The organism is Rhizobium sp. 01N447_2 (genome assembly GCF_056399245.1).
The window spans coordinates 72,404-98,358 of the sequence record NZ_JBFTQY010000008.1 but is presented as its reverse complement, the minus strand read 5'-3'; the positions used below and the strand labels follow the sequence as shown (position 1 = coordinate 98,358).

21 protein-coding genes and 8 pseudogenes are annotated in these 25,955 nt (G+C 60.8%); 9 read left to right on the top strand and 20 right to left on the bottom strand.

Translation table 11 applies throughout. The features are described from left to right. Positions 1 to 346: 346 nt before the first annotated feature. Together AC1ECN_RS06990 and AC1ECN_RS06985 are read left to right on the top strand one after the other, a co-directional pair. Positions 347 to 625 carry an HU family DNA-binding protein gene (locus AC1ECN_RS06990; protein ID WP_027688545.1) on the top strand — a complete coding sequence of 93 codons (279 nt, stop codon included), beginning with the start codon at positions 347 to 349 and terminating at the stop codon, positions 623 to 625. Between the two features lie 226 nt (positions 626 to 851). Further along, positions 852 to 1,069 (top strand): annotated as a pseudogene (locus tag AC1ECN_RS06985) (SOS response-associated peptidase family protein); the annotation flags it as partial. A 206-nt stretch (positions 1,070 to 1,275) separates the two neighbouring features. On the opposite strand, the pseudogene AC1ECN_RS06980 reads toward AC1ECN_RS06985, so the two are convergent. The 3 genes and pseudogenes from AC1ECN_RS06980 to AC1ECN_RS06970 form a co-directional block, all read right to left on the bottom strand. Then, a pseudogene (locus tag AC1ECN_RS06980) lies at positions 1,276 to 1,572 on the bottom strand (GNAT family N-acetyltransferase); the annotation flags it as partial. Between the two features lie 145 nt (positions 1,573 to 1,717). Continuing rightward, entirely contained in the window at positions 1,718 to 2,983 is a 1,266-nt protein-coding gene (locus tag AC1ECN_RS06975) for a type II toxin-antitoxin system HipA family toxin (protein ID WP_164563664.1), read from the bottom strand. Then, positions 2,964 to 3,275: a helix-turn-helix domain-containing protein gene (locus AC1ECN_RS06970; protein ID WP_027688548.1), complete on the bottom strand. Its 312-nt coding sequence runs from the start codon at positions 3,273 to 3,275 to the stop codon at positions 2,964 to 2,966. Before AC1ECN_RS06970 ends, AC1ECN_RS06975 begins: the two co-directional genes overlap by 20 nt. 236 nt (positions 3,276 to 3,511) lie before the next feature. Here AC1ECN_RS06970 and AC1ECN_RS06965 point away from each other — a divergent pair. Continuing rightward, positions 3,512 to 3,698 (top strand): annotated as a pseudogene (locus AC1ECN_RS06965) (hypothetical protein); the annotation flags it as partial. Between the two features lie 13 nt (positions 3,699 to 3,711). Here the strand turns inward: AC1ECN_RS06965 and AC1ECN_RS06960 are convergent. From AC1ECN_RS06960 to AC1ECN_RS06925, 8 genes and pseudogenes are all read right to left on the bottom strand, one after another. Next, positions 3,712 to 3,924 (bottom strand): annotated as a pseudogene (locus AC1ECN_RS06960) (NAD(P)-binding domain-containing protein); the annotation flags it as partial. Positions 3,925 to 4,023: 99 nt separating this feature from the next. Then, positions 4,024 to 5,166 (bottom strand): M24 family metallopeptidase, encoded by a 1,143-nt coding sequence (locus AC1ECN_RS06955; protein WP_245488719.1) that lies wholly within the window; start codon positions 5,164 to 5,166, stop codon positions 4,024 to 4,026. Continuing rightward, on the bottom strand, positions 5,163 to 6,383 hold the full coding sequence (locus tag AC1ECN_RS06950) for a M20 family metallopeptidase (protein ID WP_130674460.1): 1,221 nt from the start codon (positions 6,381 to 6,383) through the stop codon (positions 5,163 to 5,165). Before AC1ECN_RS06950 ends, AC1ECN_RS06955 begins: the two co-directional genes overlap by 4 nt. A 22-nt stretch (positions 6,384 to 6,405) precedes the next feature. Then, on the bottom strand, positions 6,406 to 8,037 hold the full coding sequence (locus AC1ECN_RS06945; RefSeq protein WP_130674461.1) for a dipeptide ABC transporter ATP-binding protein: 1,632 nt from the start codon (positions 8,035 to 8,037) through the stop codon (positions 6,406 to 6,408). A 10-nt stretch (positions 8,038 to 8,047) separates the two neighbouring features. Then, on the bottom strand, positions 8,048 to 8,872 hold the full coding sequence (locus AC1ECN_RS06940) for an ABC transporter permease (RefSeq protein WP_130674462.1): 825 nt from the start codon (positions 8,870 to 8,872) through the stop codon (positions 8,048 to 8,050). Next, the gene (locus tag AC1ECN_RS06935) at positions 8,865 to 9,812 is read right to left on the bottom strand and encodes an ABC transporter permease (protein ID WP_130674525.1); all 948 of its coding nucleotides are present in this window, start codon (positions 9,810 to 9,812) and stop codon (positions 8,865 to 8,867) included. The genes AC1ECN_RS06940 and AC1ECN_RS06935 overlap by 8 nt, the downstream gene beginning before the upstream one ends. 62 nt (positions 9,813 to 9,874) lie before the next feature. Continuing rightward, complete coding sequence (locus tag AC1ECN_RS06930; protein WP_130674463.1) at positions 9,875 to 11,425, bottom strand: ABC transporter substrate-binding protein; 1,551 nt, start codon at positions 11,423 to 11,425, stop codon at positions 9,875 to 9,877. A 19-nt stretch (positions 11,426 to 11,444) separates the two neighbouring features. After that, the gene (locus tag AC1ECN_RS06925) at positions 11,445 to 12,758 is read right to left on the bottom strand and encodes a M20 family metallopeptidase (RefSeq protein WP_477952579.1); all 1,314 of its coding nucleotides are present in this window, start codon (positions 12,756 to 12,758) and stop codon (positions 11,445 to 11,447) included. A 115-nt stretch (positions 12,759 to 12,873) separates the two neighbouring features. Between AC1ECN_RS06925 and AC1ECN_RS06920 the strand changes: the two genes are divergently transcribed. From AC1ECN_RS06920 to AC1ECN_RS06900, 5 genes and pseudogenes are all read left to right on the top strand, one after another. After that, positions 12,874 to 13,638 carry a GntR family transcriptional regulator gene (locus tag AC1ECN_RS06920; protein WP_032997563.1) on the top strand — a complete coding sequence of 255 codons (765 nt, stop codon included), beginning with the start codon at positions 12,874 to 12,876 and terminating at the stop codon, positions 13,636 to 13,638. A 15-nt stretch (positions 13,639 to 13,653) separates the two neighbouring features. Continuing rightward, positions 13,654 to 13,779, top strand: a pseudogene (locus AC1ECN_RS06915) (oxidoreductase); the annotation flags it as partial. A 2-nt stretch (positions 13,780 to 13,781) separates the two neighbouring features. Then, positions 13,782 to 13,880: pseudogene (locus tag AC1ECN_RS06910) on the top strand (protein-methionine-sulfoxide reductase catalytic subunit MsrP); the annotation flags it as partial. A 155-nt stretch (positions 13,881 to 14,035) separates the two neighbouring features. Beyond that, positions 14,036 to 14,433: pseudogene (locus AC1ECN_RS06905) on the top strand (IS110 family transposase); the annotation flags it as partial. A gap of 235 nt (positions 14,434 to 14,668) precedes the next feature. Further along, entirely contained in the window at positions 14,669 to 15,568 is a 900-nt protein-coding gene (locus tag AC1ECN_RS06900) for a universal stress protein (protein ID WP_130674465.1), read from the top strand. Between the two features lie 173 nt (positions 15,569 to 15,741). On the opposite strand, the gene AC1ECN_RS06895 is transcribed toward AC1ECN_RS06900, so the two are convergent. Genes AC1ECN_RS06895 through AC1ECN_RS06860 form a run of 8 tightly spaced genes read right to left on the bottom strand, consistent with a single transcriptional unit; the run spans position 15,742 to position 24,351 of the window. Next, positions 15,742 to 16,785 carry a DUF4365 domain-containing protein gene (locus AC1ECN_RS06895; RefSeq protein ID WP_130674466.1) on the bottom strand — a complete coding sequence of 348 codons (1,044 nt, stop codon included), beginning with the start codon at positions 16,783 to 16,785 and terminating at the stop codon, positions 15,742 to 15,744. 12 nt (positions 16,786 to 16,797) lie between these two features. Continuing rightward, positions 16,798 to 17,331, bottom strand: a complete 534-nt coding sequence (locus AC1ECN_RS06890; RefSeq protein ID WP_018494998.1) for an NADH-quinone oxidoreductase subunit B family protein — start codon at positions 17,329 to 17,331, stop codon at positions 16,798 to 16,800. Between the two features lie 12 nt (positions 17,332 to 17,343). Next, positions 17,344 to 18,858: a hydrogenase large subunit gene (locus tag AC1ECN_RS06885; protein ID WP_130674467.1), complete on the bottom strand. Its 1,515-nt coding sequence runs from the start codon at positions 18,856 to 18,858 to the stop codon at positions 17,344 to 17,346. A gap of 13 nt (positions 18,859 to 18,871) precedes the next feature. Further along, positions 18,872 to 20,335 (bottom strand): hydrogenase 4 subunit F, encoded by a 1,464-nt coding sequence (locus AC1ECN_RS06880; RefSeq protein ID WP_130674468.1) that lies wholly within the window; start codon positions 20,333 to 20,335, stop codon positions 18,872 to 18,874. Continuing rightward, complete coding sequence (locus tag AC1ECN_RS06875; RefSeq protein ID WP_026238625.1) at positions 20,332 to 20,997, bottom strand: hydrogenase-4 component E; 666 nt, start codon at positions 20,995 to 20,997, stop codon at positions 20,332 to 20,334. Before AC1ECN_RS06875 ends, AC1ECN_RS06880 begins: the two co-directional genes overlap by 4 nt. Further along, positions 20,997 to 21,953 carry a respiratory chain complex I subunit 1 family protein gene (locus AC1ECN_RS06870; RefSeq protein WP_477952577.1) on the bottom strand — a complete coding sequence of 319 codons (957 nt, stop codon included), beginning with the start codon at positions 21,951 to 21,953 and terminating at the stop codon, positions 20,997 to 20,999. The genes AC1ECN_RS06875 and AC1ECN_RS06870 overlap by 1 nt, the downstream gene beginning before the upstream one ends. After that, positions 21,944 to 23,965, bottom strand: coding sequence for a hydrogenase 4 subunit B (gene hyfB / locus AC1ECN_RS06865; protein ID WP_477952575.1), 2,022 nt, complete (start codon positions 23,963 to 23,965; stop codon positions 21,944 to 21,946). Before hyfB ends, AC1ECN_RS06870 begins: the two co-directional genes overlap by 10 nt. After that, positions 23,962 to 24,351: a helix-turn-helix domain-containing protein gene (locus AC1ECN_RS06860; RefSeq protein WP_477952573.1), complete on the bottom strand. Its 390-nt coding sequence runs from the start codon at positions 24,349 to 24,351 to the stop codon at positions 23,962 to 23,964. Before AC1ECN_RS06860 ends, hyfB begins: the two co-directional genes overlap by 4 nt. Before the next feature lie 254 nt (positions 24,352 to 24,605). Here AC1ECN_RS06860 and AC1ECN_RS06855 point away from each other — a divergent pair, with 254 nt between their 5' ends. Then, positions 24,606 to 25,358 (top strand): YoaK family protein, encoded by a 753-nt coding sequence (locus tag AC1ECN_RS06855; protein ID WP_027688563.1) that lies wholly within the window; start codon positions 24,606 to 24,608, stop codon positions 25,356 to 25,358. A gap of 134 nt (positions 25,359 to 25,492) precedes the next feature. Here the strand turns inward: AC1ECN_RS06855 and AC1ECN_RS06850 are convergent. Continuing rightward, positions 25,493 to 25,928: pseudogene (locus AC1ECN_RS06850) on the bottom strand (IS701 family transposase); the annotation flags it as partial. Between the last annotated feature and the right edge of the window lie 27 nt (positions 25,929 to 25,955).

The window sequence follows — 25,955 nt, the reverse complement described above, 5'->3', positions numbered from 1 at the left end:
GGCGCCCTGCCGGCAGATCGGGCAGCGATGGTTTCGTCGCCGCGTTGCGCGATGCTTTAGAGTAAGCCGACGAGAGGCCTCGGCCGGGTTGCTGCTCTGGAACCAGCCAGCGTCGACGAGTTCCTCGACGATCAAATCGCGGACGGCCTTTTATCCTCAACACACATAACTGATATCATGGCTCATCTCTGCGTTCGATTACGCGATCGCGCACCCAGGCGCGCTGTCGCTCGGTCGGAAACTGTGGAAATCCGGACAATTCGACATACGATGCCGCAGTGCCTCAATGACAGCAGCGCAATCCGCTGTCAGGGATTCCGCATGAACAATGATGCGGAGAAGCACAATGACCACCACGAATGAAATCGCCGACAAGATCGCGGTCGAACACAACCTGACCAAGACACAGGGCAAGGCGATCGTCGAAGCCGTGATTGCCTCTATCACCCAAGCTGCGATCGCCGGCAACGAAACCTCGCTGCCGGGATTTGGTAAGTTCAAAGTGAAAGCAACGCCGGAGCGCGAGGCGCGCAATCCGGCAACTGGCGCGACCATCAAGGTCGCAGCGGCCAAGAAGCTGGCGTTTACGCCGGCCAAGGCTTTGAAAGACGCGTTGAATAAGTGAAGCGAAGCATCGAGCCTGGCCCGCCGGTCGATCCGGTACGCCAGGCTCGATGCGGCCTTCCTGTCGGCAATGAAAATCTCGCGTTCGGCCAGCGCAGTTTGAGTTCCGCAGTTCGGCCTTGAGTTCATCGAATATCTCGACTGCCCTCTGCTGATCATTTACGCGCTTTTTTCGGCCAAGACGCGCGCTACGCGCCGGCCTGCCGCCGGAGGTACCGTCCCAATGACCGAAAAAGAAGCGCAAGGACAGATCGCTCTTCTGCGTAACCGGTATCTGGCGCGAAACGCCGTGGTCGGGCAAGCCTTCACCATGTTGACGATGGAACCGAGGCCAGACATCGCGCAATATCACGACCGGCAGGTTGTCATCCTGGGCGCGATGCGTAGAGCTGATTGGCTCGATCCCACAATCTCTGCCAAGTCGCTGCTCAAGCCCCCTTCATAGAGCTGGTGGTGCCGATCCTTCAAGAACGCGGTCTGTTCCGCACCGAACACAGTGGGTCGACGCTACGTGACCACCTCGGACTTGCCAAGCCCGCTTTGCTTCAGTCTACCTTTGAAGGACGGCCTTGAGCGGATCGGAACCCTCGGCACCTCATTTCTTGCGCCGAAGTTCATGATTTGGTTTCAGCGATTTAGCAATCAGCTTGGTCAGGAGGTCAGCGCATTGTGGAGGTCATGTAACCCGACCAGCAGCACCATGGGTTCAGACGGGGAAGGCAGGAAGCCAACCGCTTCGTAGAAGGCTCGCGCGTCATCCGAAATCGCATGGACCAAAACGCCGCGAATCCCAAGTATCTCGGCGGCATCGATCAATCGCAGACCTGCGTCGCGCACTAACGCCCCGCCGAAACCACGTCCGTGATAGGATTGATCAATGGCCAGACGTCCAAGCACAGCGACTGGTATCGGATCAGGCATGTTCCGCCGGAAACGTCCCGGCGCTTCCTCCGCCGCGCTGCATGTCATCCAGGAAGTCCCGTCGCTCAGAATCGTCGACGATGCCCTTTGGCAACGGGTGAAAATGCGCCAGGAAAATTTGCGTGCCGGCTAGTACGAGCCTTGTGCCGTTCGGACAGACGACGCCGTTAAGCTAGGCCGCGCACGTGCTGAGGATTGGTATCATCAACTTCACATGAGCATCGATCCGCTCAAGAACTTTTGCYGGAACGACCTCACGCTCCGGCAGCAACCACCAAAGCTCGTTGACACGTTCAACGGTTTCGATCACCGCTTTGAGCACCGCCGCTTCCGGCAAACGTGCACGATTGGCGAAGACTTTCCATCGCTGTGCATTCATCGCCTTGAAGGAACGCTCGCCGGCGAGCGACAGCGCCATGGCATCCGCCGGTATGTAGGGAATGGTCGAGAGCACATCATAAATAGGAGCGAGCTTGGGTTTGTCGCCCGCGCCCGGATAGATCAAAGACCAGTTCTTGAGATGCATGTCGCCATTGCCGGTGATGGCGGCCAACGCCAGTCGACGGACAAATTCAATCGGCGCCGCCGACGATACAGCGATGCCGAGAGCAGCAGCAATATCGTGATAGGCTGCACCCTCGTATTTGCGTGAGGGATAGATGCCAAATACCTGGGCGAAATCCTCGATATGAATTCGTTCGGCACGAGCGCCACGATCGAAACGTTTGACGAGCAGGACTTTTCCATCCGACAACGTCTCGAACTCCTCCGGGATGCCCTCGAACTCTGCTTGCTCGACGAGTTCACGTTCCGGCACTTCCATGCCGATCGCTTCAGCCAGAGCGAGATTGGCATATTCATTTTCCGAGACGCCAGGAAACGACGTCGACGGAAATTTGGCAATATAGGATCCCTGCTCATCGCCCAGTGGCAGCGTCAGACCGCCGCCCTTGCCCGTGTTCTTGATGACGGAAAGTTTCATCTGCACGCCGGCGAGCGAAAAGCGGGCCTTTGATTTGAGAGGTGACGGATCGTCGACGCGAGCAACCGTTCCTTCGCTTGGCACAACGCGGACGGCACCCGGCAGATCCGACCCGAGTGCAACCAGCAGATCAAAGTCGTTTCCGGCGCGAACACTGCCAGCGTGGTGCTTTTCCATCGCCTCACGCAGCTTGTCCTCGGGAAGAAGATTGGCAAAGAACGCCGGCAACGCTCTGGCAACAGGCTTGGGGTCTTTGCGCAGACCGCCGGTGGCTGCGCGGAAAGACAGGCTGAGCACCGGAAAGCCGCCCGTTGCGCGATAGCTATCCTCGAAGCTGAACGCGTTGAAGTCGCCGGGCGTTCTGACAATCGTGCCAACCTTCAGGTCATTCAGCAGCACTTCAAGTAACGATATGGATCTTGGATAGAGAGGAGCCTCAGGCATTTGCATCACCATCGGCGCTGGCCATGAACGCCGGAAGGTCGTCTTCAGCACCATCGGGCTGCAGCAGGGCATCAACCGCCGGGATCATAGCCTGCGGGATGAGCATCAGTTCAAGACCGAGCGCCCGAGAAATGTTGATCAAGGTCGTTGTGCGAGCAGCGGCGCTTCCAGCCTCGATCTCGCGATAGCGAGGACGCGATATGCCTGCCAAGTCGGCAACCTGCTCTTGAGTGAGCCCCAAGTTTTTACGTGCCGTTTTCAACAGCCGGCCGATCGCAAGCAAAGCCTCTGACTCAGCAATCATTTGATCTCTAAACCTATCATCGTCCATTGAATGTTACGTTTACATATCTCTGCTCCTTCGAAAAGTCAAGGCAATTGATCTATTTACAGATCATATTATGAATTATGATCTGTTTACATGCCTTTTYTGAAAGCACTGCGGGGTCGAGCGCGACCGCCAATTGTATATTTCGATACATGCTAATGCCTGCCTCCTATTCCCGCTCGCCCTCGGCACTCGTGCCTGAGAGAAATGGAATGAGCATGACAAAACAAGATCTTTCATCACGTCATTTTCAACGAAAAATCCCGGAATTCTGCGAGGTGCGCATGGCGCCGATCGCACCGAAGCGGGTGCTGGAAAATATCCGCCCTATCTCATTAGCTGATTATATACCGCAAACCGCCGCCGATCCTAAATGGCCGCATCGACTGGACAACGATCGTGACAAGCGTGACAGCTGGTCCGGATTGCGATATTTCGTCGAGTGCATCTGGGTGACATCGGGCGCATCGGCAATAAGATCGGGGACGATTGGGACCTGGAAGGCGCCGGTCGCAGCAACCACATTCTGCGCCTCGATCACGCCTTCTGACGTTTCGACGCGAAAGCCAGGGCGGCCGACATGTCTCTCGACACTTTTGACCTCGACGCCACAGCGGATGGGGGCTTTACAAGGTTCGTAAAGATGATGTCGTTACGCGAGCAATCGGCGGCTCAAATGCGGCCTTTCCGGAGCAGACGCACAGCCGGTGATCGATCCACCTTTTTACCAACGGCCATCTGGGTTGGGCGCTAAAACCAATCTTGGCGTTTTCGTCAGCCGAGTGCCTCCCTCTTTATCGACGACCACCGTTTCGCTGAAGCCCAGGCCTCGAGCTGTAGCATAAAGGTGAAACACCATCCTCTCCTCCAGAACCCAGTTGGATGTCGGCAGGAAAACCCTCGAAAAGTCGCTGGTGCGCGGCGTGCGGGTATAAAGGCCGAGGGTATAGGCGGTGACGTTTTCGTAGGTCGGTCGCAGGCCCGTGTCGAGGGCACCTCGGCGCATAATCGCATCAACGTCTCGCGCTATGGCGCCCGGCTTCATCGCCATAATCTGCCGATCCTGCAGCTCAACCAGCTTTCCGGCCGTAGCGGTAAGTTCCGCGGAGGGAGTACCCACGACGATTGGCCGCATCATCCGCGCGCCGTAGTTTCTGACGCGCGGAATGAGTTCGACATGCAGGACGTCGCCTTCCGTGATCGTTTCGGTCTTAAACGCACCGTGCAGAAACTCGTGGCTGCCGGTGGCCTTGACGACGGAGCCCACTTCCCCGGTATCAGCACCTTCACGCAGGAAGACCTGCGAGGCGATTGCCGCAGCATCGCGAGTGGTCATTCCCGGACGAGCCTGCCTTGCAACCTCCAGCATCGCCTTGTCGGCGATTGGAGATGCTTGGCGAAGGATGGCAATCTCCTCCTCCGACTTGACCCAGCGCAGGCTGTCGCTGAGCCCCGGCATGGGAATGAAGCTCGCATTCGGTAGCAGCACCGAAAGCCGCATGAACGTCGCAGCACTCATGCTGTAGGAATTGGTATCGAGGCCGATGCGCGCACCGGCAAATCGGCGCTCGCGGATGCTTGCCGCGACGGCCGCTTGCGCTTCGTCGGTATCGGCGAAGCCGACCACGTCGGAAATCCAGCTCTTTTCCCGGCACGGCGCCTCGTCCAGCGCCCGCAGCGCAAACCAGGCGTCACCCTCGCGCGGCAAAAAGGCGGCCCGGTACATGGTTTCGGAGACGGTGTAGCCGGTCAGCCAAGCCAGCAGCTCGCCGCTATCGACGAGCAGCAGATCGACGCCGGCCGATGCCATGGCATCCCGGGCGCATGCGATACGGCGATCAAATTCCGCCCGGGAGAACATGGTCATGCAACCTCGCAGATATCGAGGATGGTCAGCATGTAGACGCGGATCATGTCGAGATAGTCGACGATGTCGACACGCTCGTCTGGCATGGTGTTGTAACGGCCGCCGGGGCCACAGACGATACCTTCCATGCCGAGTTCCTTGTAGAGATGGCCGGCATCAGTACCGTAGAAGCGGGTCGGCGTGATCGCGCCGGTCGGCTGTTTTTCGCCGCGCACGGCTTCATAGGCCGCGTTGATGGATTTGACGATGCGCGATGTCGGCGAGACCTCGAAGGGCGGCATCAGCGGGCGACCCTCGATCAATTCCGGAACCAGCTTTGCCTTGAGGCCGGGGAAGCGGCCTTCGAGGGCCGCCAGTTCCTTTTCGAGATCGGCCAGCACGCCCTCCTGCGTCTGCCCCGGCGCATAACGGCACGAGCCCTTGAGGCGGACGAAATCTGCGACCTGCGGCGGACGCCATTCTTCGAGACTGCGCCCGAGAGCACCATGGACGACGCCGACATGGCCGCGGTTGATCGACCGGTGCACGTCGCTCCTGGCGCCGCTGAAGGTCATGGCGTTGATGCGCGGGATGATGTCGCAAGCCGCGGCGATCGCATCGACGGATTCCTCGCGCTTGGAGAGATGGCGCGTGTCGCCGGTCAGTTCGATGACATAGCTGAGAGCTGCCGCATGCATGGTGACGGCGACGAGATCGCTCGGTTCGCTGTTGATAAAATAGTCCGCCTTGACGCCGTGTCTGATCGCCGCAAGCGTGCCGACACCGCCCTGCAGTTCGCCGACCACGAAGGTCAGGATAACGTCACCCTTGAGATTGACGCCGGCATCGAGCAGCGTCTTGACCGCGCAGAAATAGGCAGAATCGCCGGCCTTCATGTTCGACACGCCGATACCGTAGATGAACTTGTCATCGACGAGGCCGGCATAAGGATCGACCGTCCAGCCTTCGGTGACCGGATTGGTGTCGAGATGGCCGTTGAACAGCAGGCTCTTGCCGCCGCCGGTGCCCCTGAGGCGTCCGATCGTGTTGAAGCGGCGGCCTTCGTCGAATGGCTGCAGTTCGGCTTCGACCCCGATCTTTTCCAGTTCGCCGGCCATGTAGCGCGCAAGGTCACGCTCGCCATCGGTTTCCGAATGGCTCTTGTGCTGGACCATCTTCGATAGGAAATCGAGGCAGGCCTTTTCGTCGATCCGATCCACTAGGGATTTCGGGTCCATCGTCATACTCCTTGATGCATTGTCATAGGTATTGGCCGGCCGCCCGCGGCACCGCCTCGATCAGGCGGCGGGTATACTCGGCCCGATCCCGGCTATCGATGTCTGCGGCCGGTGCGATCTCGACGAGATTGCCGCGATACATCACCGCGATCCGGTGGGCGATCTGGCGGATAAGGTTGAGGTCGTGGGTAATGAACAGGTAGGCGGTGCCACTGGCCTTCTGCAGCTCCAGGAGCAGTTGGACGATGGACGCCTGCACCGATACATCGAGCGCGGAAGTGATCTCGTCGCAGATCACCAATTTCGGCTTGGAAGCAAACGCACGGGCGATCGCCACGCGCTGTTTCTCGCCACCCGACAGCTGATGCGGATACCGCTGGGCATGGGTGCGCGGCAGGCGCACCTGCTCCAGCATGTCGCCGACCTTCTGGTCGAGATGAGACGCGTCCCCGAACAGCTTTAGCGGCCGCGACAGGATCTCGCTGATCTTCTGGCGGGGATTGAGCGAGGCGTCGGGATGCTGGAAGATGATCTGCACGTCCTTGCGATAGGCATTGTCCATGTCGCCAAGGTTCCTGATCTCGCGACCGTCGAACCAGATCTTGCCCTCGAAGCGGTTGAGACCGGTCATCGCCTTCGCCAGGGTCGATTTACCGGAGCCGGATTCGCCAACGACGCCGAGAATTTCCCCCGGATTGATGCTAAGGCTGATGGCATTGTTGCCGGCAACGCGTTCAGTGGCGCGGCCGGTCAGCGCTGCCAGAAGCGGCTTGCGGCCATAATGGACGCTGACGTTTTCGACACGCACCAGCGGCTTGTCGGTTTCAACGACGATGTCGCCGACCAGCCTGCGGGCCGGATCGGGAACCGCCGCGATCAGTTCGCGCGTATAATCCTGCTTCGGATTGGCAAAGATATCGCGCACCGCGCCCTGCTCGACGATTTCGCCGCGACGGATGACCGCGACGCGGCTGGCCGTGCGCGATACCAGCGCTAGATCGTGGGAAATGTAGAGCGAGGCGACGCCCGTCTCGGCCTGCAGTTCCACGAACAGGTCGAGGATCTGGCATGAGGTGATGACGTCGAGCGCCGTCGTCGGTTCGTCGAAGATGATGCATTCGGGATTGCACGCGAACGCCGATGCGATGACGACGCGCTGCTTCTCGCCGCCCGATGCCTCGTGCGGCATGCGGTTCATCATCGCGGCCGGTGCCTTCAGACCGACGCGGTCCAGCATCGCCTCGCCTTCCTTCCAGGCCTGCTGCCGTGTCAGCCCGCGGTGACGGACCAGCACCTCGGCGAGCTGGGTGCCGAGCGACAGGGTCGGGTTGAGCGACGTGCTCGGATCCTGGAACACCATGCTGATGCGCCGGCCGCGAAAGGTCTCGATCTGGGCATCGGTCTTTTCGAGCAGGTTCTCGCCGCTCAGCAGTATGCGGCCGCCCGGTTCGCGGGCGTTCTTGGGCAGATAGCGCATGATCGACCAGGCAAGCGAGGTCTTGCCGGAACCGGATTCACCGACCAGGCCGAGGATCTCGCCTCGGTGGACGGAGATGTCGATGTTCTTGAGCGCATGGAAGACGCCGGAGGCCGTGTCATAATCCAATGAGTAATTTTCGATCGCGAGAACCGGAGTTTCTGGTTTTGTCGTCATGGTGATGGCCTCAGGTTCGCGGATTGAGGGCATCGCGAAGACCGTCGCCCAGAAGATTGAAGCCGACGGCGACGATGGCGATCGCAGCACTCGGCCAGATCAGGATGCCGGCGGAGAGATGCATGTAACGGCGCGCCTCCGAGACCATCAGGCCCCATTCGGCAGCCGGCGGCTGGGCACCGAGACCGAGGAAGCTGAGCGTCGCAAACAGCATCACGGCAAACGACACGCGGATGGTCATCTCGACGATGATCGGCGCAATCACGTTGGGCAGCATTTCGCGACGGATGATGTAACCCGAGCTTTCGCCACGGGCGATCGCCGCGTTGACATAGTCCTGCTTGCGAACCGAAAGCGCCACGCTGCGGGTAATGCGGGCCATGCCCGGAGCAAAGGCGATGGCGACTGCCACCAGCGCGTTGACGGTGCTGGAACCGAGCAGGTTCACAACCAGAAGCGCAAACAGGAGGCTCGGGATCGACATCACGGCATCGATGGTGCGCATGATGAACTCGTCGGCACGTCCGCCGAAAAAGGCGGACGCGGTGCCAACCAGAGCGCCGACCAGCGTGCCGCCGATGGTGGCGAGAACCGCCATGACGACCGTTGCGCGGGCGCCGATCAGGAGGCGGCTGAAGATGTCGCGGCCATACTGGTCGGTGCCGAGCCAATAAGCGGCACTTGGGCTTTTGTAGCGGGCGAGCGGTGAGATCGCTTCCGGATCATGCGGGGCGACCAGCGGGCCGAACACGACGATCAGCAACACAAGCGCGACGAGGAACAGACCTATGGCGCCCTGCGGCGTCTTCGGGAGACGTTTCAAGAACTCAGTCATACTGGATCCTCTTGTCGAGCCAGGCATAGAGGATGTCGGCAATGAAATTGACGATTGAATAGGTGGCGGCCATGATCAGCACCCCGGCCTGGATGGCCGGCAGGTCGCGCGCCTGGATGGCGACGATCAGCTGGCGGCCGATACCGGGAATGGCGAAGATTTCCTCCACCACGATGACGCCGCCGAGCAGATAACCGACGTCGAGCGCTACGATGGTGATGGTCGGCAAAAGCGCATTGCGCAGCGCATGACGGCGCAGCACATGTCCGCGCGACATACCCTTCAGCCGGGCGGCGCGGATATAGTCGGTATCCAGCACATCGACGAGTTCGGAGCGCACCATGCGCGAAACGTGGGCTATCAGGATGATCGAGATGACGCAGACCGGCAGCACGAGATGGGCGAGGCCATCGGGGAAATTTTCCGTCAGCGGCACGTAGCCGGTCGGCGGCAACCACTTCATCCAGTCGGCAAAGACGAGAACGGCGATTGTCGCCGTCACGAATTCCGGCAGAGCGACACCGGCATAGGAGATCAGACTGACGACCATATCAGCAATCTTGCCGCGGCGGACCGCGGCGATGATGCCGAGCGGAATCGCAAGCACCAGCATCAGGCCGATGGAAAGCACTGTTAGCAGAAGCGAGCGGCCAAGCGCTTCGAACATAACCGGGCCGACGGGCTGACCGGTGCGCAGCGAGGTGCCGAGGTCGCCCTGCAGGACATGCCAGATCCAAGTGAGATATTGCTGCCAGACCGGCTGGTCCAGACCCATGGTCTGGCGCAGCGCGTCGAGCGCATTCTGTGTGGCGTTCTCGCCCAGCATCATGACTGCAGCATCGGCCGGCAGGATCTGAGTGATGGCGAAGACGATGAGCGATACGACTAACAGCGTGTAGACGATCATCACCAGCCGCTTGGCTATGTAGTTCGGAGACAGGAGCATGTTCCTTGGGACAAGAGGGCCGGACGCCATATCAGGCGCCCGGCGATATTGACGGATCAGCCGCGCTTGGGCGCCTTGTCGGTCAACGAGGCGTAGTCGAGACGGAAAACCGAGGCGCGCGGATGCGCTTCGAACCCTTCGACCCAGCTGCGCTTCGCAGCCAGCACGTCGAAGAAGGACGGAATGATTGAGGGCACTTCGTCGTTCATGATTTCCTGCGCCTTCGTGTAGAGGGCGGTGCGCTTCTCCGCATCGATCGTGCCGCGGGCTTCTGCGACCAGAGCATCGAAAGCCTTGTTGTTCCAGCGCGTCTCATTCCAGGAGGCGTCCGACGTGTAGAGCAACTTGAAGATGCCATCCGGGGTCGGCTGCATGTTGTAGAAGCCGACATAGAAGCTGCCCTTCTTCCAGACCTGGTCGAGATAGGTCGCGTGCGGCATGGTCTGCACGTTGATGGTGATGCCGGCCTCCTTGGCCATCTCCTTCAGCGCCACGGCGAGCTGGGTGCGCACGGCCGGACGGTCGGAGGCGACCAGCGTTGCTTCGAGGCCCTTAGGGAAACCTGCTTCCGTCAGCAGCTTCTTGGCTTCCTCGATGTTCTTCTCGCGCTGCTTGACATCCTTGAAGAAACGGTAGGACGGGTTGAGCGGCGTGTCGTTGCCGATGGTGCCGAAACCTTCGGTGACGAAACCGACCATGGCTTCGCGATCGACGGTGAGCGCAATCGCCCGGCGCACGCGGGCATCGTTGAACGGTGCCGTGTCGCAACCGAAGTTGATGTTGCAGAACTGGCCGGACGGCGTGCGCAGCGTGGTGATGCCGTCATTGCCATCGACGCGCATGAATTCCGGCGGCTGGATGGTCGAGACGATGTCGATATCGCCGGCGAGCAGCGCGGAGCTTTCCGCCGAGGTATCCGGGAACACCTGCACTTCGATACGGTCGACATAGGGACGGGCCGGATCGTAGTAGGTCGGGTTGCGCTCGACGACGATCAGGCGGTCCGGCTCGTAGGACACGAGCTTGAACGGACCGGTGCCGACAGCCTTGCTGGACAGGCTCTTCAGATCGCCGGTGGCGATCGATGCCGGGATGATGCGGGCGTTGGTATAGGCCATGGCGACCGGAAGGTCGGCATAGGCGCCCGACAGCTTGAACAGCACGGTCGAATCATCGACAGCGACGATATCGGCGATCGGGCCGACATTGTTGCGGCCGGGCGATGCCGTTGCCGGATCGAGGATCGCCTTGAAGGTGGCGACGACATCCTTGGCGGTGAAGGCGGAACCGTCATGGAAAGCGACGCCCTTGCGCAGCTTGAAGGTCCATTCGGTCAACGCTTCGTTTGCGCTCCAGCTCTCGGCCAGATCCGACTCAACCGACATGTCGACCTTCAGCCGCGTCAGGTTGCTGTAGAGAAGTTCGGTGACCAGGTATTCCGGGTTGACGCGCGTCAGGAGCGGATGGATGACGCTTGCTGCTTGATCGACCGAGATGCGCAGCGTACCCCCCTTGGCCGGCTTTGCGGACTGCGCCAGGCCCAGCACCGGTGCAGCAAAGACGGCGGCGGTGCCGGCGAGGAAGACGCGACGTTTGATTTCCAGCATTTTTCGGTTCCCTTATGGTTCAGGCGCGGTTTTCAGGAATGGAGTCGGCGGCAAAGTCCGCCGCGAGATAGGCCAGTATGCTTTTCGCCAGGGCGATGATGTCCCGGCGGGTGGTATGCTCTTCAGGACTGTGGATGCAGCTTTCCGGGCGGCCGAGGCCGCCCAGCAGCACCTCCTGTGCAAAACCGGACTTCTGCACGTAGCCAAAATCGGAGCAGCTTGCGGCGCCCCATTTCTGAAAGTCTTCCGGCTTGTAGCCGAAGCCCAGCGACAGCGCCTTTTGCCAGCGTGGCCAATGTGGACCTTCCGGATCATTCGTCGGGATGAGGTGTCCGACAAGGGCCATTTCGAGCCCCAGCCCTGTGCCGGCAACGCTGTCGCGGATCAGGCTTTCGATCTCGGCGAGCGCATCCTCATAGCTTTCTTCCGGAGCGTAACGCCGGCTCACGAGAATCTTGATCTCCGCCGGTACCTGTCCGCCGGCGGTGCCGCCATTTACTGCCGAAATCAAAAGCTGCGGTCGCAGCGGACCTGACGCGTGCGGCGGCGGCGTCAGTGCGGATGCCCGGCTGGCCACGTCCGGCTTCAATGCCATCAAGGCATTGAGCAAGGGCAAAGCACCTTCGATAGCATTGATGCCGGCGCCGGTGCGATTGCCTTCCCCCGCATGAACGGCGCGCCCCCTAATCGTCACCTGCAGATGGAAGACGCCGAAGCAGCCCGCCCAGATACGCGGCGCCGCGGAGCCGTTGAAATTGAGGATATGACCTTTCAACATGCCCTGCTCCGCCAGATAGCGAATGCCGGGATATAACCCCCCTTCCTCGTCGGTGCAGAGGAGCAGCATCGGATCGTAATACAGAGGCAGGCCGCATTTTTTGGCAGCCCGCAACGCCAGCAGGGTGGCTGCGATCGTGCCCTTCATGTCCCCTGCGCCGAGCCCGAACAGATCCTCGCGCTCGACCGTCAACTTCAGCGGATCGCGTGCCCAGCCAGGCGCGGCCGGGACCGTGTCGACATGATAATAAAGACCGCAGACGGGCTTTCCCGTATCGCGGGTGGCAATGAGGTTGGTCCGCTCGCCGGATGCCGGTCCACCGGCCACGTACCAAAGATCACGCGGCACGACGACCCGCTCGAATTCAAACCCCAAGGGCGAAAGCAGTTCGGCCATCAGATCGGCAAAAGCGTCGTAGCCCAGTCCCGGTGGGAATGAGGTGTCAACTTCGATCATCCGGGCCAGATCATCGACAGCAACCTCGACATCCCGCTCAATCGCTGCCATGGCAGGTCCAAGGATCTGTTGCGAAGAAGCTGGCTGCGGCATGTTCATGGCAGTGCCCTCGATACCCGTCGCGCCAGCCTCCCAGCTTGCGCTTTTATATAAACTATATAGTAATACTGCGTAGATCGAGACCCTGAGTCAACTCCAAAGAAGAAGCAAATCATTGCCGGAACTGCCCAACAATTCATCAGGAGTGATCAAGCTGACGGAATTGTCGTTGCCGCTCTATGAAGTGGTCAAACGACAGATCACCGAAGCGATCATGCTCGGCAAACTGGAACCGGGTTCGGTTCTGCCGAGCGAAGTGGCGCTGTCGCAAACCTACGGCGTGGCCGTCGGCACCATCCGGCGGGCGCTGATGGATCTTACCAATGACGGCCTTCTCAGCCGCCGTCGCAAGACCGGCACAGTCGTGACCGGCCGCAAGCCGCAGCACAGCCTGCGACTGTTTTTTCAATATTTTCGACTGCACGGGCTGGATGGTTCGCTCAGCAAGTCGGTCACGAAGGTGACTTCGCTCGACAGGAGCGTTGCTTCCGCAGCCGATGCGCGAAAACTTCAGATCGACGAAGGATCGCCGATCGTTACCTTCCACCGTGTGCGTTACGTCGACGAACGCCCGATCATGCACGAGACGCTGACGCTTTCCCGCGAGCGGGTTCCGGACTTCCCGGAAAGACCGGAGGAAATCCCTCAGCTCTTCTACCTGCATCTGCTGGAAAATTATGGGATCCGCATCTCGGCCATACGCGAGCAGATCGGTGCCGACCTTGCGGCCGAGTGCGATGCCCATTGGCTGGACCTGAGCCGGCCAGCAGCGGTCCTAACGATCGACGAAGTGGCCTATGACCAGATGGCTGTACCGGTTTTGATTTCAGCGCATCGGGCAACCACCGCCAACCACCGCTATGTCAACGAGGTGCAGTGAAGCGGGTTCTTCGCAGGCCACACGACCGCCAAGCTCTTTGCTACCGAAGGCGCCCGCGTATACATCACGGGCCGCCGCAAGCACGCGCTGGACAAGGCAGTGGCCGAGATCGGAAGCGGCGCCGTTGGTGATCCCGTGGATCGGCCGACGTGAACCCGGCGGTTGACCGCCCAGGCTGGAGCCAGGCGACAGAGCGGCGCATCGGCGAAGGGGGATTTTTCGACGCAGGCCGTTATCCGACGCACCGCTGCCCGATGGCATTTCAATCAAGCCACTTAAGAGCGGGCGACGTTCCCAGGCCTGAGCACACATGGCCGCCTTGAGATCCCATCAGGGGCGAGTAGCAGCCTGCACAGTGGCAGAGTGTGGTCGCTAGAAAACTCCCGGTAGGCCAATCATCCCGATCACAGCAGATCAAACTCAAGCACAGACCACTACCGCCGTCGATCTTGGCGCAATTTTCGTCTCGTTGGAATTGAGCAAATCGACATGGCGCGTGACAGCTATGTCGCCTGGAAGCGAGAAGCTGTCCCGTCATACGGTGACCGGAGGCGATATCGCCGGCTTATTTCGTGTTTTGCCACCCTTCGCCAAAAGGCACGGAGGCGCAAAAGTAGCCTTTATCCGCTGGTGGTGATCAATGAGGCCGGACTTGATGGCTTCTGGTTGGGGCGACTACACCGATCGCATTGATGGAGAAACCTTGATCCGCGCTTTGATGGCATGGAAACGTGGCGACCCGCGTGCTGCTCGATGGTCAAACTCCTCACACCCGAGGAGGTTGATAACCGTCGGGACGACGGAAGCCGGAGTTTCAAGCTCATCGAGGGCGCGCCGTTGCGCACGAGCTTTGGCGAAGATCTCTATAAAGTCATTTTCGCGACGTCGGCCGGAGGTGCGCAGCAGTTGCCCGGCTGACCTTGAACAATCCCGCGCCGCCGCCGGCGTTGCGAGCCATGCGACGCGGGAGTAAAATAATGTTTTCTGGACCAGGAGCGATGCTGGAGCGCATCGTGGAAGGAGGTCCGACATGAACAATGCGCTGTCGAATGGCAACCCGCAAGAACCGCCGCAACAGGCCGGCGTCATCGTCGCTGAGCATATACGCGATGTAACCGTCCACGCCGAAGTTCTCGCATTGCTGCCCGATCCGGCTACCGCCCGGCTTTGCCTTGATATCGCCGAATATGCCGCAGGTGCCATCGATGGCACCATGGCCGCCGCTCATGTGGGTGCGGACCCCGAAAAGATGATCGCCGCCGCCGAGGAGATCGACCTGCAGATGCTGAGAGAGCACGATGAAGGCTCGCCACGTGAGCGACTCGAACGGGTGACGCGGGCTTTCGAGGATTGGAAGCAGGAAAGGCCCGGCCGAATGAGCCTGCTCCTGGACGATTGCCGCGGCGATCTCGATCGTTGCGTGACGACCGAATGTCATGAGACGGCGCTTGTCGTTGCCCCATGCCATGGCAACATGGATGCCCGTGACGCATTCCACGACATCCTTTTCAACGAACACAAGCTGGTGTTGGTGCCGCCACCCGGCCAATATGCCGGCAACCTCCTGGGCCATGTCGTGATTGGCTGGAAGCCGCACGATCATGCGCAGCGCGCCGTCGTCGCAGCGAGACGCTGGCTGACCGCGGCCGATCGCGTTACCGTTCTCTGCGTCAATGATAAACCCGACGGGAGTTATCAGTTCACAGCGCGGGAACTGCTCAAGCAACTCGGGCTTGACGGCGACGTTATCGCGATCAACTCAGGCAACCGCTCTGTCGGCGAAACTATCCTCGATTTCGCGAAAGCCGAAAAGGCCACCTGCCTGCTGATCGGCGCCTTCAAACACGGATATTTCCTGGAGCTGCTGCTCGGCCGCGTCACCCGTTACCTGTTGTCGCATGCCACGTTGCCGATGATGATCAAGCACTAGCCGTTGGCTTGTCTCACTACAGCACGGGCATCAAGAGGATAAGCCTTTCAACATCCAGGCGGCCTCTCCAATTGCACTCGAACCAGAAACAACTCTTCTGTTCTTTCATTCAAGGAGGCAGCGTTGTGCCTGCCGCCTCTTTGATCCCCAAATCCGCAATCTGCGCGGTATCGTCATACGTCTTGATCACGATGTCCGCGAGAAACACCCCGGCTCCGCCAGAACGCCTCTTCTTCTTGCGCGGTGACATAACCCTCGGATTCCGGGGCGCGCGGCTCCTCTTCATCGGGATAGCCCGCCACCAGAAAGTCTTCGGCCTCGAGGTAGGCCTCTGCTTCGGGTCGAAGTTCGACCTCGAGAACATGCACGGCAACCTCTTCGGAATATTCCTTGATAGGCGCGGCGTAGGAGTAGGTCGCCCAGGGGAAGAGCCTGGTCATGACGTCATGCAGATTGTTTGCCCGAAGATGATAGTCGATCCGAATATCCCGCTCATCCCCCTCCCCTTCGCCGATATAGATCTGCAGGTTGGAAAAGATCGCCGTTGTATCACCCCACTCGTCCCAAACAAAAAAAGTTGTTCGATCTTGAACCTCCTCCATGAGCTCTCGATCAAGAGCAAAGGCAGAGCGCATCAGCGACTCCTGATCGGAGGCAACGGCGTCGTCAAAACAGAGCCTGGCGTTTGCGTCCAACACGTTGGCTGCCGGAACAACCACCTCCCACCCCGACTCGGTTTCCGTCCGGCTCCCCTTGTCGGCTCTTTGCCATCGCATCATCCCGCTGTGGGCATCGACGATGACGATACAGACCGGCAACAAGTGCTTCGCCCAGTAATTGACGCGATTGTGTTCGCAACGATGGACGTAATCGCCACCGTCTTCCGCCCATGATGGTATCGATCTGATTTGAAGGGGCAGGAACTTTCCAGTTGGCCGACCGCTATCAAGAATCTCGGCTCGTGCATCGATGCCGGCCCTCGAATAGGGCAGCCTGCGAAAAGACCACTTGAAATCCCGAACAAACACCTTCTCGACAGCATCCATTGCCATGCATGTAGGGGGATCCGCCCGATGGCCGCCCTGCGCAGTTTTATGCTGCCGGCGCGGCGGTGGTATCGGTGGCACGATCCAGTGCCAGATGGTCGCGAGTAGCCTCACTGCTGACGCGGTCAGTTTGGTGAATGCAATGATTCCAGCCTGCAGAAGTCGAACCATCAAAAATGCCCGTCACGAAACGCGGCCCTCCTCGTTCACATTTTCAAGCAGCCCGAGCAGACCCTTGAGGATATCCACCGGTGAAGGGGGACATCCTGGAATATGCAGATCGACGGGCACGACCTTCGAGACCCCGCCGAAGACGGCATAGCTGCCTGCGAAGCAGCCTCCATCGCGACCACAGTCGCCGAGGGCAACGACCCATTTGGGGTCGGGCGTGGCAATGTACGTCCGTTCGAGTGCCTGCGCCATGTTGCTGGTCACCGGGCCGGTCACCAGCAGCACATCGGCATGCCGCGGCGAGGCGACGAAACGAAGACCGAAGCGCTCGATATCGTAGAAAGCGTTGCTGAGGGCGTGCATTTCGAGCTCGCAGCCGTTGCAGGACCCTGCATCGACGGCGCGGATCGACAGGCTGCGTCCAAGCCGTCGGCGCGCGCTCCTTTCGATGGCGGCGGCGAGTTCTGTCATCGCAGCGTCGGAAACCGGCGGTCTCGGCTCTGTCAGTGGCGGCCGTATAAGACTTTCGAAGAGGAGCTTGCGCATGATGGGCTGCCTTCAGAGATCGTGACCGGAATAGGAACAGTTGAACGACTTGTTGCAGAGCGGGAAGTCCGCAACGATATTGCCCTCGATCGCTGCCTCCAGCAGTGGCCACTGAAACCAGGATGGATCGCGCAAATGGCAGCGTTCGATCCCGCCTTCCCGAGTCAGCCGCAGCCAGACCAGCACATCGCCGCGAAAGCCTTCGACGAGCGCCATGCCTTCCCGGCTTTCATTGATGAACGGAATATCCTTCACGATCGGACCATCCGGCAACCGGTCGAGGATCTGGCCCAGCAAGGATAGGCTCTGCTCGACTTCGCGAATGCGGACCCAGACGCGGGCGTTGACATCGCCCTCGTTCAGCACCGGAACCTCGAATGAAAGCTGGTCATAGGGCGGGTAACGTAGGGCATCCCGTGCGTCGAAACCGCGCCCGGAGGCCCGCCCGACATAACCGCCGGCACCATATTGGCGGGCAAGTTCGCCTCGCAGCCTGCCGGTCCCGACCATTCGGTCCTGAAGCGAGGCCGTGTTGTCATAGAGTTCCACCAAGGCCGGCAATTTTCGGTGGATTTCATCAAGCAGAGCCTTCAAGATGGCGCGTCCATCATCGCCGAGGTTGACCGCAACGGCGCCGGGGAGGATACGATCGCGCATCAACCGGTGGCCAAAGGCGATATCGGACGCGCGAAGCACACGTTCGCGCAGCACGCCGCAATGGGCCAGCATCAACGGAAACGCGGCGTCGTTGCAGATGGCGCCAATATCGCCGAGATGGTTGGCGAGCCGCTCCAGTTCGGCCATCAGGGCCCGCAGCCATACCGCGCGGGGCGGGACAACAAGTCCGGCCGCTGCTTCCGCCGCCTGAGCAAAAGCATAGGCATAGGCGACCGTGCTGTCGCCGGACGTCCGCCCAGCGAGCTGTGCTCCGCGGAGCAGATCCCTGCCGACCATCAGCGCCTCGATCCCCTTGTGGACATATCCGAGACGTTCTTCGAGACGGACGACCGTTTCGCCGTTGGCCGTGAATCGAAAATGCCCGGGCTCGATGATGCCGGCATGCACCGGGCCGACCGGGATCTGATGCAGACCATCACCCTCCGCACGCAGGAAGGTGTAGGGCTCAGGCTCGGCCAGGGTTGCCGCCTGCTTGCCGAGCGGGTGGCGCAGATCCCAGCGTCCATGATCGAGCCATGGACGGATATCCGGCAGATCCTGCGGCTCCAATCCGGTAAGGTCGCGGATTGCCCGCTCCAGCCGCAGCGCGGGTGGATGATGCCGCGCAACGGAGGGATATCCATCCGCCAGCCCTTCAAGGCTGATGACCGCGATCGAGCCGGCGGATTCATCGAGGAGAGCCATGTGCACGGCGTGCTTCTCTCCCCAAAGGCCGAGCAAGGTCAACCGCCCTTTCGCGAGCTCTAGTGTCGCCGATTCCCATACCGCCGGATCGACGACCGCCCGCGGCCACGGCGCATGATGTTGAACCGCACCCCCATTCTCAATCAGATCGCTTAGCGCCGACATCTTTTCCCCCGCATCATCGAAGAAGGTTGGCGATATGCTGGAACCAGGCGACCAGCGGCGGCGGCAGATAGACGCCGGCGACAAGCACCAGCGCGAGATGGGCATACATCGGCAGGTAGGACGCCTGGGCCGGCGCCGTGCTGCCGCGCGGCTGGCCGAAGACGGCCCCTGTCAGTCTGAGCAGTAGGGCGCCGAAAGCGATCAGCAATCCGAAGACCAGCGGAATGGCAAGCAACGGCTGCTTGGCGAAGGTCGAGCTGACGATCAGGAACTCGCTCATGAATATCCCCGCCGGTGGCAGGCCGGCGATAGCGATGACGCCCGTGAGCAGGCCCCAGCCAAGTCCCGGATGCGTTTCGCTCAGGCCGCGGATGGCGGAGAGCCTCTGCGTTCCTTTGATCTGGGCGATATGGCCGACGGCAAAGAAGATCGCCGATTTGGTCAGCGAATGCATGACCATATGCAGCAGCCCGGCGAAATTGGCGATCGGCCCGCCCAGACCGAAGGCAAAGACGATGATACCCATGTGCTCGATCGAGGAATAGGCGAACAGGCGCTTGATGTCGCGGCGACGGTAAAGCATGAAGGCGGCGAAGATCAGCGAGGCGAGGCCCATCGTCATCATCAGCGGCCCGGGAGCGAGCGCCTCGGGACTGGCCGACAGCAGCATCTTGAAGCGCAGCACGGCATAGAGCGCGACATTCAGGAGCAGGCCGGAAAGGACCGCCGAGATCGGCGTCGGCCCTTCGGCGTGGGCGTCCGGCAGCCAGGCATGCAGCGGTGCGAGACCGACCTTGGTGCCGTAGCCGAGCAGCAGAAAGATGAAGGCAACGTTGAGGAGCGCCGGATCGAAGGCGGCGGCATGGTCGATCAGGATGGTCCAGACCATGGCGTCGTAACCTTCGCCCACCACCGGCTGCGCCGCCAGATAGACCAGAATGGTGCCGAAGAGCGCGAAGGCGATGCCGACGCTTCCCAGTATGAAATATTTCCAGGCAGCTTCGAGCGCGTCATGCGTGCGGTAAAGGCCGACCATCAGCACGGTGGTCAGCGTTGCAAGTTCGACGGCAACCCACATCAGGCCGATATTGTTCGACACGAATGCGAGATTCATACCGAACATCATGATCTGATACATGGCGTGGTAGAAGCGGATGTTTGCCGGTGTCAGCCGCCCGGTCTCCAGCTCGTGGGCGATGTAGCTGGCGCTGAAAACGCTGGTGGTGAAGCCGACGAAGGTGTTGAGGACGATGAAGACGATGTTGAGATCGTCGACGAGGAGATATTGTCCGGGTGCCGGGCGATCGGTCACGAACAGGCAAAGGGCGGCAAGCAGGGTCAGCAGGCTTGCAAGGACGTTCAGTCGCGCTGTCATCCGGTAGCCGGGCAGGAGCGCCAGAAGGGCCGCCGCCGCAATCGGTATCAAGAGGACGGCCGTTACAGCATCGAAGGCCAGGACAGGGGAGAAAACGTTCATTTTCGCCTCCTTCCCTTGAAATCATCGAGCGCGCGGACATCGACGGTGTCGAACCGCTCGCGGATGCGGAACAGGAAAACGCCGATGACGATGAAGGCGATGAGGATCGAGAAGGCGACACTGATCTCGACCACCAGCGGCATGCCCTTGGCTCCGGTTGCGGCAAGCACCAGCCCGTTTTCCAGCGACATGAAGCCGACGACCTGGCTGACGGCATTGCGGCGGGTGACCATGATCAAAAGCCCGAGCAACAGCACCGAGAGGGCGAAGGCGAGATCCTCCCGCGCCAGCGGATCCGCCTCCGGCGTCACCCGCAGCATTACCGCCGTCGCCAGGGCGACCAGTCCGATCCCGGCGAGCATGGTCGGGCCGATGCCGACGACCGTCTCGATCTCGCGGTGGATGCCGAGCTGGCGGATCATGCGGTGGAGCACGACGGGAATGACGATCGCCTTGAAGACGAGGGCGATTGCTGCCGTTAGATAAAGATGCGGCGCATCCTGGATGAAGGCCTGCCAGGCCACTGATAGCGTCAGTATCAGCGAGTGCAGGGCGAAGACGTTGAGCAGCGCGTAAAGACGGTCCTGATAGAGCATCATCATGCTGACCAGCACCAGGCCGCCGGCGAACATATGGGCGATGTCGAAGACCGGCCCGTCCATCAAAGGCTCCTCGAGACGAACCGCAGGAGGGTGGCGAGCAGCGCGAGCATGAGTGCCGCGCCAAGGAATTCCGGCACGCGGAACACCCGCATCTTGGCCGTTGCGGTTTCAAACAGCGCAAGCAGCGCTCCGCCGGCCGCAAGCTTGGCGAGGTAGGCGAGCAGGCCGGCCAGATAGACGGCAGGGCCGGCGCCCAGGACGGCCAGTTTCCACGGCCCAAAAATGCAGGCGATCAGCGAGATGTAGAGCAACAGCTTGAGCGATGCCGCGAGCTCGATCATCGCTAGATGGCGCCCGGAATATTCGAGCACCATGGCTTCATGCACCATGGTGAGCTCCAGATGGGTCGCAGGGTTATCGACCGGAATACGGGCATTTTCGGCGATCGCGACCATGACCAAGGCGATCAGGGCGATCGCCAGGGAAACACGCAGGCCCACCTGCGATGAGGCCATGAAAGCGGCGATGGACGAAAGCTGGGTCGAACCGGCGATGAGGGCGAGGGTGAAGATGATAAGCAGCATCGAAGGCTCGGCGAGCGTCGCGATCATAACCTCGCGGCTCGATCCGATGCCGCCGAAGCTGGTGCCGACATCCATGCCGGCGAGTGTCAGGAAGAAGCGGGCACTGCCGAGTAGCGCGACGATGGCGATCAGGTCCGCGGTCCAGCTGAAGATGAGGCCGGTGGCGAAGGTGGGGATGATGGCGGCTGCGACCCACGTGACGGCGAAGATCAGATAGGGCGTCACCCTGAACAGCCAGGAGGCATTTTCGGCGAGCACCACCTCCTTGCGCAGAAGCCTCAGCAGGTCACGGTATGGCTGGATCACGGAAGGCCCCCGCCGACGCAGCAACCGCGCCTTGATGAGACGTATGAAGCCTGTCAGCAGCGGCGCAAGCAGCACGACGAGCGCMATCTGGAATGCCTGGACGAGAAGAGCTGTGATCAAGACCATAGCGCCAGCACCAGAAGCAGGAAGACGAGCGCGAGGAAGACCAGGCTCAGATAACGCCGGATCGTGAGAAACTGCAGGTGGTTGAGCTTTTCGGCCACAAATCCGACCGCGCCTGCGATCGGCAGGTAAAGCCCTTCCCAGATCAGATCATGTGTCTCGACGGCAAAATGTGCCGGACGGACATTGCCGGGCGCCGGCATGTCGACCCGCTCGCGCGCCCGGAAGATCAGCGTTCCGAAAACGCGCCGGACGGGCTGGGCGAAGCTGCCGCCGCCATATTGCGTCATCGGATTGACCTCGGGGAAGCCGCAATCCCAGGCGGGCGCCCGGCGGAGCCGCCGCGAAGCGAAACGGTGGATGAGATAGGCCGTCAGCGACGCCGAAAGCAGGGTGAACAGGAAGACCAGCAGGCCGTTATAGGAACTGCGGCTTTCGGCGACCGGCACGATCGACAGCCACGGAATATCCGTCTGCACCGGCATCCGGTCACCGATCAGCGACAGTGTCACCGGTGCAAGGCCGTCGATGATGATTCCCGGCAGGATGCCGGCGAGAAGGCAGAGCGCTGCCAATACGGACATTGCCGCATGAGAGAAGCGGTCGACCTCCAGCGCCTGTTCGGCGACGACGGTTCGGGGACGGCCGAGGAACGTGATGCCGAATGCCTTGACGAAACAGGCGCCAGCCAGTGCCGCCGACAAGGCGAGTAGCCCGCCCACCGCCGGCACCAGGATTTTCAGGCCCCATTGCGGCAAAGCAGGGCTTTGCAGGATCGCCTGGAATGCCAGCCATTCGGAAACGAAGCCGTTGAACGGCGGCAGGGCGGAGATCGCGACGCAGCCGATGAGGAAAAGGAAGCTGGTGACCGGCATGCGGTGGATAAGGCCGCCCAGCTTGTCCATGTCCCGCTCGCCCGTTGCCGTCAGTACCGCGCCGGCGCCGAAGAAGAGCAGGCTCTTGAAGAAGGAATGATTGAGAGCGTGAAACAGCGCGGCCGTCAGCGCCAGTGCGGCCGCCAGATCCATGGCGTTCGCCTTGAAGGCGAGCGCCAGGCCGAGGCCTACGAAGATCACGCCGATATTCTCGATCGTACTATAGGCAAGCAGACGTTTGAGGTCCCTCTCCATCATCGCATGCAGGATGCCCAGCACAGCCGTGCCGCCGCCGAGCACAAGGACGATGACGCCCGACCACCATGTCGGCGCGCCGATCAGGTCGAAAATCACGCGGATGAACGCATAGACGGCGACCTTGGTCATGACGCCGCTCATCAGTGCCGAAACATGGCTCGGCGCAGCCGGATGTGCCAGCGGCAGCCAGACATGCAACGGGACGAGGCCGGCCTTGGAACCGGCGCCGAGCAGCAGCAGGATGAGCACGAGACCAGCCGTGAACGGCGTAGGGTCGGACATCCGCATGGCGGCAAAACCATAGTTTCCGTCAGCCCCGGCAAGCAGCCCGAAGGCAAGCAGGAGCGCGAGCGTGCCGAAGCTCGCCATGACGATATAGAGATAGCCGGCCTTGCGGTTGCCGGCGTCGCGATGATGGGCCATCACCATCGCCCAGGACGCGAGCGACATGAACTCCCAGGAAATGAGGAAGGTGAAGGCATCATCGGCCATGATCACAAGGTTCATGCCGGCGAGGAAAGCCGGAAAGAACGGCAGCACCCGATGCGGCGCGTGTTCGTGACGGCCGTAGCCGAGACCGTAGAGGCTGGAGAGCGCGCCGCCGAGGTTGACGATCACAAGGAACAAGGCCGCAAGCGCATCGATCCGGAAATGGCTTCCGAGCCATGGCAGGCCGAGAGGAAGGACAAGCGCCGACGCTTCGGCGGCAGGGAGAGCTGTGGCCAAATAGGCGAGCGCAATAACGAAAGCGATGGCGGAGAAAACCAGGCTTGCACCGTAGATGACAGGCGTGGACGAAGCCGAACGGGCGATCGATACGGCGAGCACAGCTGTCCCAAGCAGCGCCGCGACACATGACAACAGGACGCAAACCGATGTCACGGATCATCCCTCGCTGCGGGAAAGGGTCTTGATGGTTCGGTCGCTTCGCTCTCGGATGACTTGAGTTTCGCCCTGAGCCTGACGCCTCGCCCACCATCCGTGCTGGCAGCCCCCTCGTTGATCACCTCGACACCAGCGCTTTCCAACGCGGCCAGCAAACGCATTAGGGAGTCGACATTGCCGCGCACGACATCGGCGCTCGCTTCCATGCGTTGAATTGTCGGGACAGAAATTCCCGCCAATTCGGCCAGTTGGCGCTGGTCGATACCGAGAAGGGCCCGGGCGGCCCGCATCTGAGCGGCGGTGATCACGACTGAAACATCGCTTATCTTGCGCAGTCTCTGACAATTGACACCTATGATGTGCCTATTGATGTCTGAAATCAATATTTTGATGCGTCAGCACCGTTTTACCTTGAACCGCTGCTTGTTAAACCTACCCGGCTGAGAGTAGGTAGATGTCGTTTTCACACACCGAAGGAGCCGTTCGTGGCCGACGAGCGCCGATCTGTGCAGTCAGCCGTTGCTGCCCTTGATGACGAGTTGGCCGCTCGAGTGTGCCGGCAGCGGAACCGTCCACCGTCATCACGCCAAAAGCTTCCCGTCAAACCTGATAGCATCACGCCAACAGCTCGCCATACATGCTCGTAAGACAGGGCTCTCACCGTAACGAGAAGATCGACCGCGGCCTCGCAGCATCGCTTGCCGCGATCGCCGGCGCGCTCAACGCATCGGCTTTTTATGCCGTCGGTTTCTTCTCCGCCAATATGACCGGCAACGTCTCCACGCTCTCCGACCACCTCGCTGTCGGCCAATGGCTGTCCGCCCTGTTCTATGGCGGGATCGTGATGGCCTTCGTGCTCGGTGCGGCTGTGTCGACCCTGATCGTCAACGAGGGTCGGCGTCGTGGCGTGCATGCCATTTACGCCTACAGCATTCTGGCCGAAGCGATGCTGCTTGCGATTCTCGGCTGCGCGGATCTTTGGTTGCTGGCCGCCTGGCGGGTGCCGGTGCTCGTTCCCGGCCTGGCTTTCCTGATGGGGTTGCAGAATGCCGTCGTCACGCGCATCTCGGATGCCCGCGTGCGCACCACCCATGTGTCCGGCATGGCCACCGATCTCGGCATTGAACTCGGTATTGCCTTCGACATACTGTGTGGGCGCGAGCCGGCAACAGAGACCCGGCACAATCTGACCAAGCTTCGCCTGCACCTCTATACGATCGGTGCCTTCCTGATCGGCGGCATCTTGGGCGTCTTCATCTACCGTGCGGTCGGGGGCTATCTCCTCATTCTGGCGGCGACGTTGCTCACGGCAATCGCGCTCGACGCGATCCGGCGGGCCAAACGGACATCACTTGGCCGAAGCAGTGTCTCATCGGAGATAGGATTATGATTCTGGGAGTAATCCAACGGTCTTCTACGGCATGTGGCGCAAAAGTGTGCAGCGGTTTGGCGACAACGACATGCGTAAAAACAAAGACCTAAAGCGCGACAAGCGAATCTGAAAGATCGCGACGCGCTTTAGTCTTACTGGGCCGGAAATTTGTGGATTTTAGCGGGCATTGTCCCGGTGCAGCATGGACATCGCTGAAGGTTGCGACTGAGTGCGACGGTCAAGTGCCTTCTAATGGTGGCGATCGATTTGGCGCGTATCGTTCGGGTTGGATCGGGGGATCCGCGGGGTCGATAACCTTCGGGAACGACAGGTTCTGGGCGGTTTTTGGTTTTGGTCGGCGCTGAGGGGGAATCGTCTCCGTTTGGGAGATGAGGAATCCGTAGCCGGCGATGCAGAGGCTTGCATGATGATGGAAGCCCGCCAGCCGCGCCCCTCGTAATGGCCGAGCCGGAGTTCCTGCTTGAGTTCCTGATAGTCGCGCTCGATGCGCCAGCGCAGCTTGGCGGTGCTGACCAGCGTCGCGAGCGAAGCGTCGGCGGCGAGAGTGGACAGCATCTCTAAAGTCGGGCCGGTCGGCTCCGGAGGTCGACGGTA

What these genes read in the sequence shown, in the direction of transcription:
- AC1ECN_RS06990 (WP_027688545.1), top strand. Translation starts at nt 347, where the DNA reads ATGACCACCACGAATGAAATCGCCGACAAGATCGCGGTCGAACACAAC.
- AC1ECN_RS06970 (WP_027688548.1), bottom strand. Translation starts at nt 3,275, where the DNA reads ATGATTGCTGAGTCAGAGGCTTTGCTTGCGATCGGCCGGCTGTTGAAA.
- AC1ECN_RS06955 (WP_245488719.1), bottom strand. Translation starts at nt 5,166, where the DNA reads ATGACCATGTTCTCCCGGGCGGAATTTGATCGCCGTATCGCATGCGCC.
- AC1ECN_RS06950 (WP_130674460.1), bottom strand. Translation starts at nt 6,383, where the DNA reads ATGGACCCGAAATCCCTAGTGGATCGGATCGACGAAAAGGCCTGCCTC.
- AC1ECN_RS06945 (WP_130674461.1), bottom strand. Translation starts at nt 8,037, where the DNA reads ATGACGACAAAACCAGAAACTCCGGTTCTCGCGATCGAAAATTACTCA.
- AC1ECN_RS06940 (WP_130674462.1), bottom strand. Translation starts at nt 8,872, where the DNA reads ATGACTGAGTTCTTGAAACGTCTCCCGAAGACGCCGCAGGGCGCCATA.
- AC1ECN_RS06930 (WP_130674463.1), bottom strand. Translation starts at nt 11,425, where the DNA reads ATGCTGGAAATCAAACGTCGCGTCTTCCTCGCCGGCACCGCCGCCGTC.
- AC1ECN_RS06925 (WP_477952579.1), bottom strand. Translation starts at nt 12,758, where the DNA reads ATGAACATGCCGCAGCCAGCTTCTTCGCAACAGATCCTTGGACCTGCC.
- AC1ECN_RS06900 (WP_130674465.1), top strand. Translation starts at nt 14,669, where the DNA reads ATGAACAATGCGCTGTCGAATGGCAACCCGCAAGAACCGCCGCAACAG.
- AC1ECN_RS06895 (WP_130674466.1), bottom strand. Translation starts at nt 16,785, where the DNA reads ATGGTTCGACTTCTGCAGGCTGGAATCATTGCATTCACCAAACTGACC.
- AC1ECN_RS06890 (WP_018494998.1), bottom strand. Translation starts at nt 17,331, where the DNA reads ATGCGCAAGCTCCTCTTCGAAAGTCTTATACGGCCGCCACTGACAGAG.
- AC1ECN_RS06885 (WP_130674467.1), bottom strand. Translation starts at nt 18,858, where the DNA reads ATGTCGGCGCTAAGCGATCTGATTGAGAATGGGGGTGCGGTTCAACAT.
- AC1ECN_RS06880 (WP_130674468.1), bottom strand. Translation starts at nt 20,335, where the DNA reads ATGAACGTTTTCTCCCCTGTCCTGGCCTTCGATGCTGTAACGGCCGTC.
- AC1ECN_RS06875 (WP_026238625.1), bottom strand. Translation starts at nt 20,997, where the DNA reads ATGGACGGGCCGGTCTTCGACATCGCCCATATGTTCGCCGGCGGCCTG.
- AC1ECN_RS06855 (WP_027688563.1), top strand. Translation starts at nt 24,606, where the DNA reads ATGCTCGTAAGACAGGGCTCTCACCGTAACGAGAAGATCGACCGCGGC.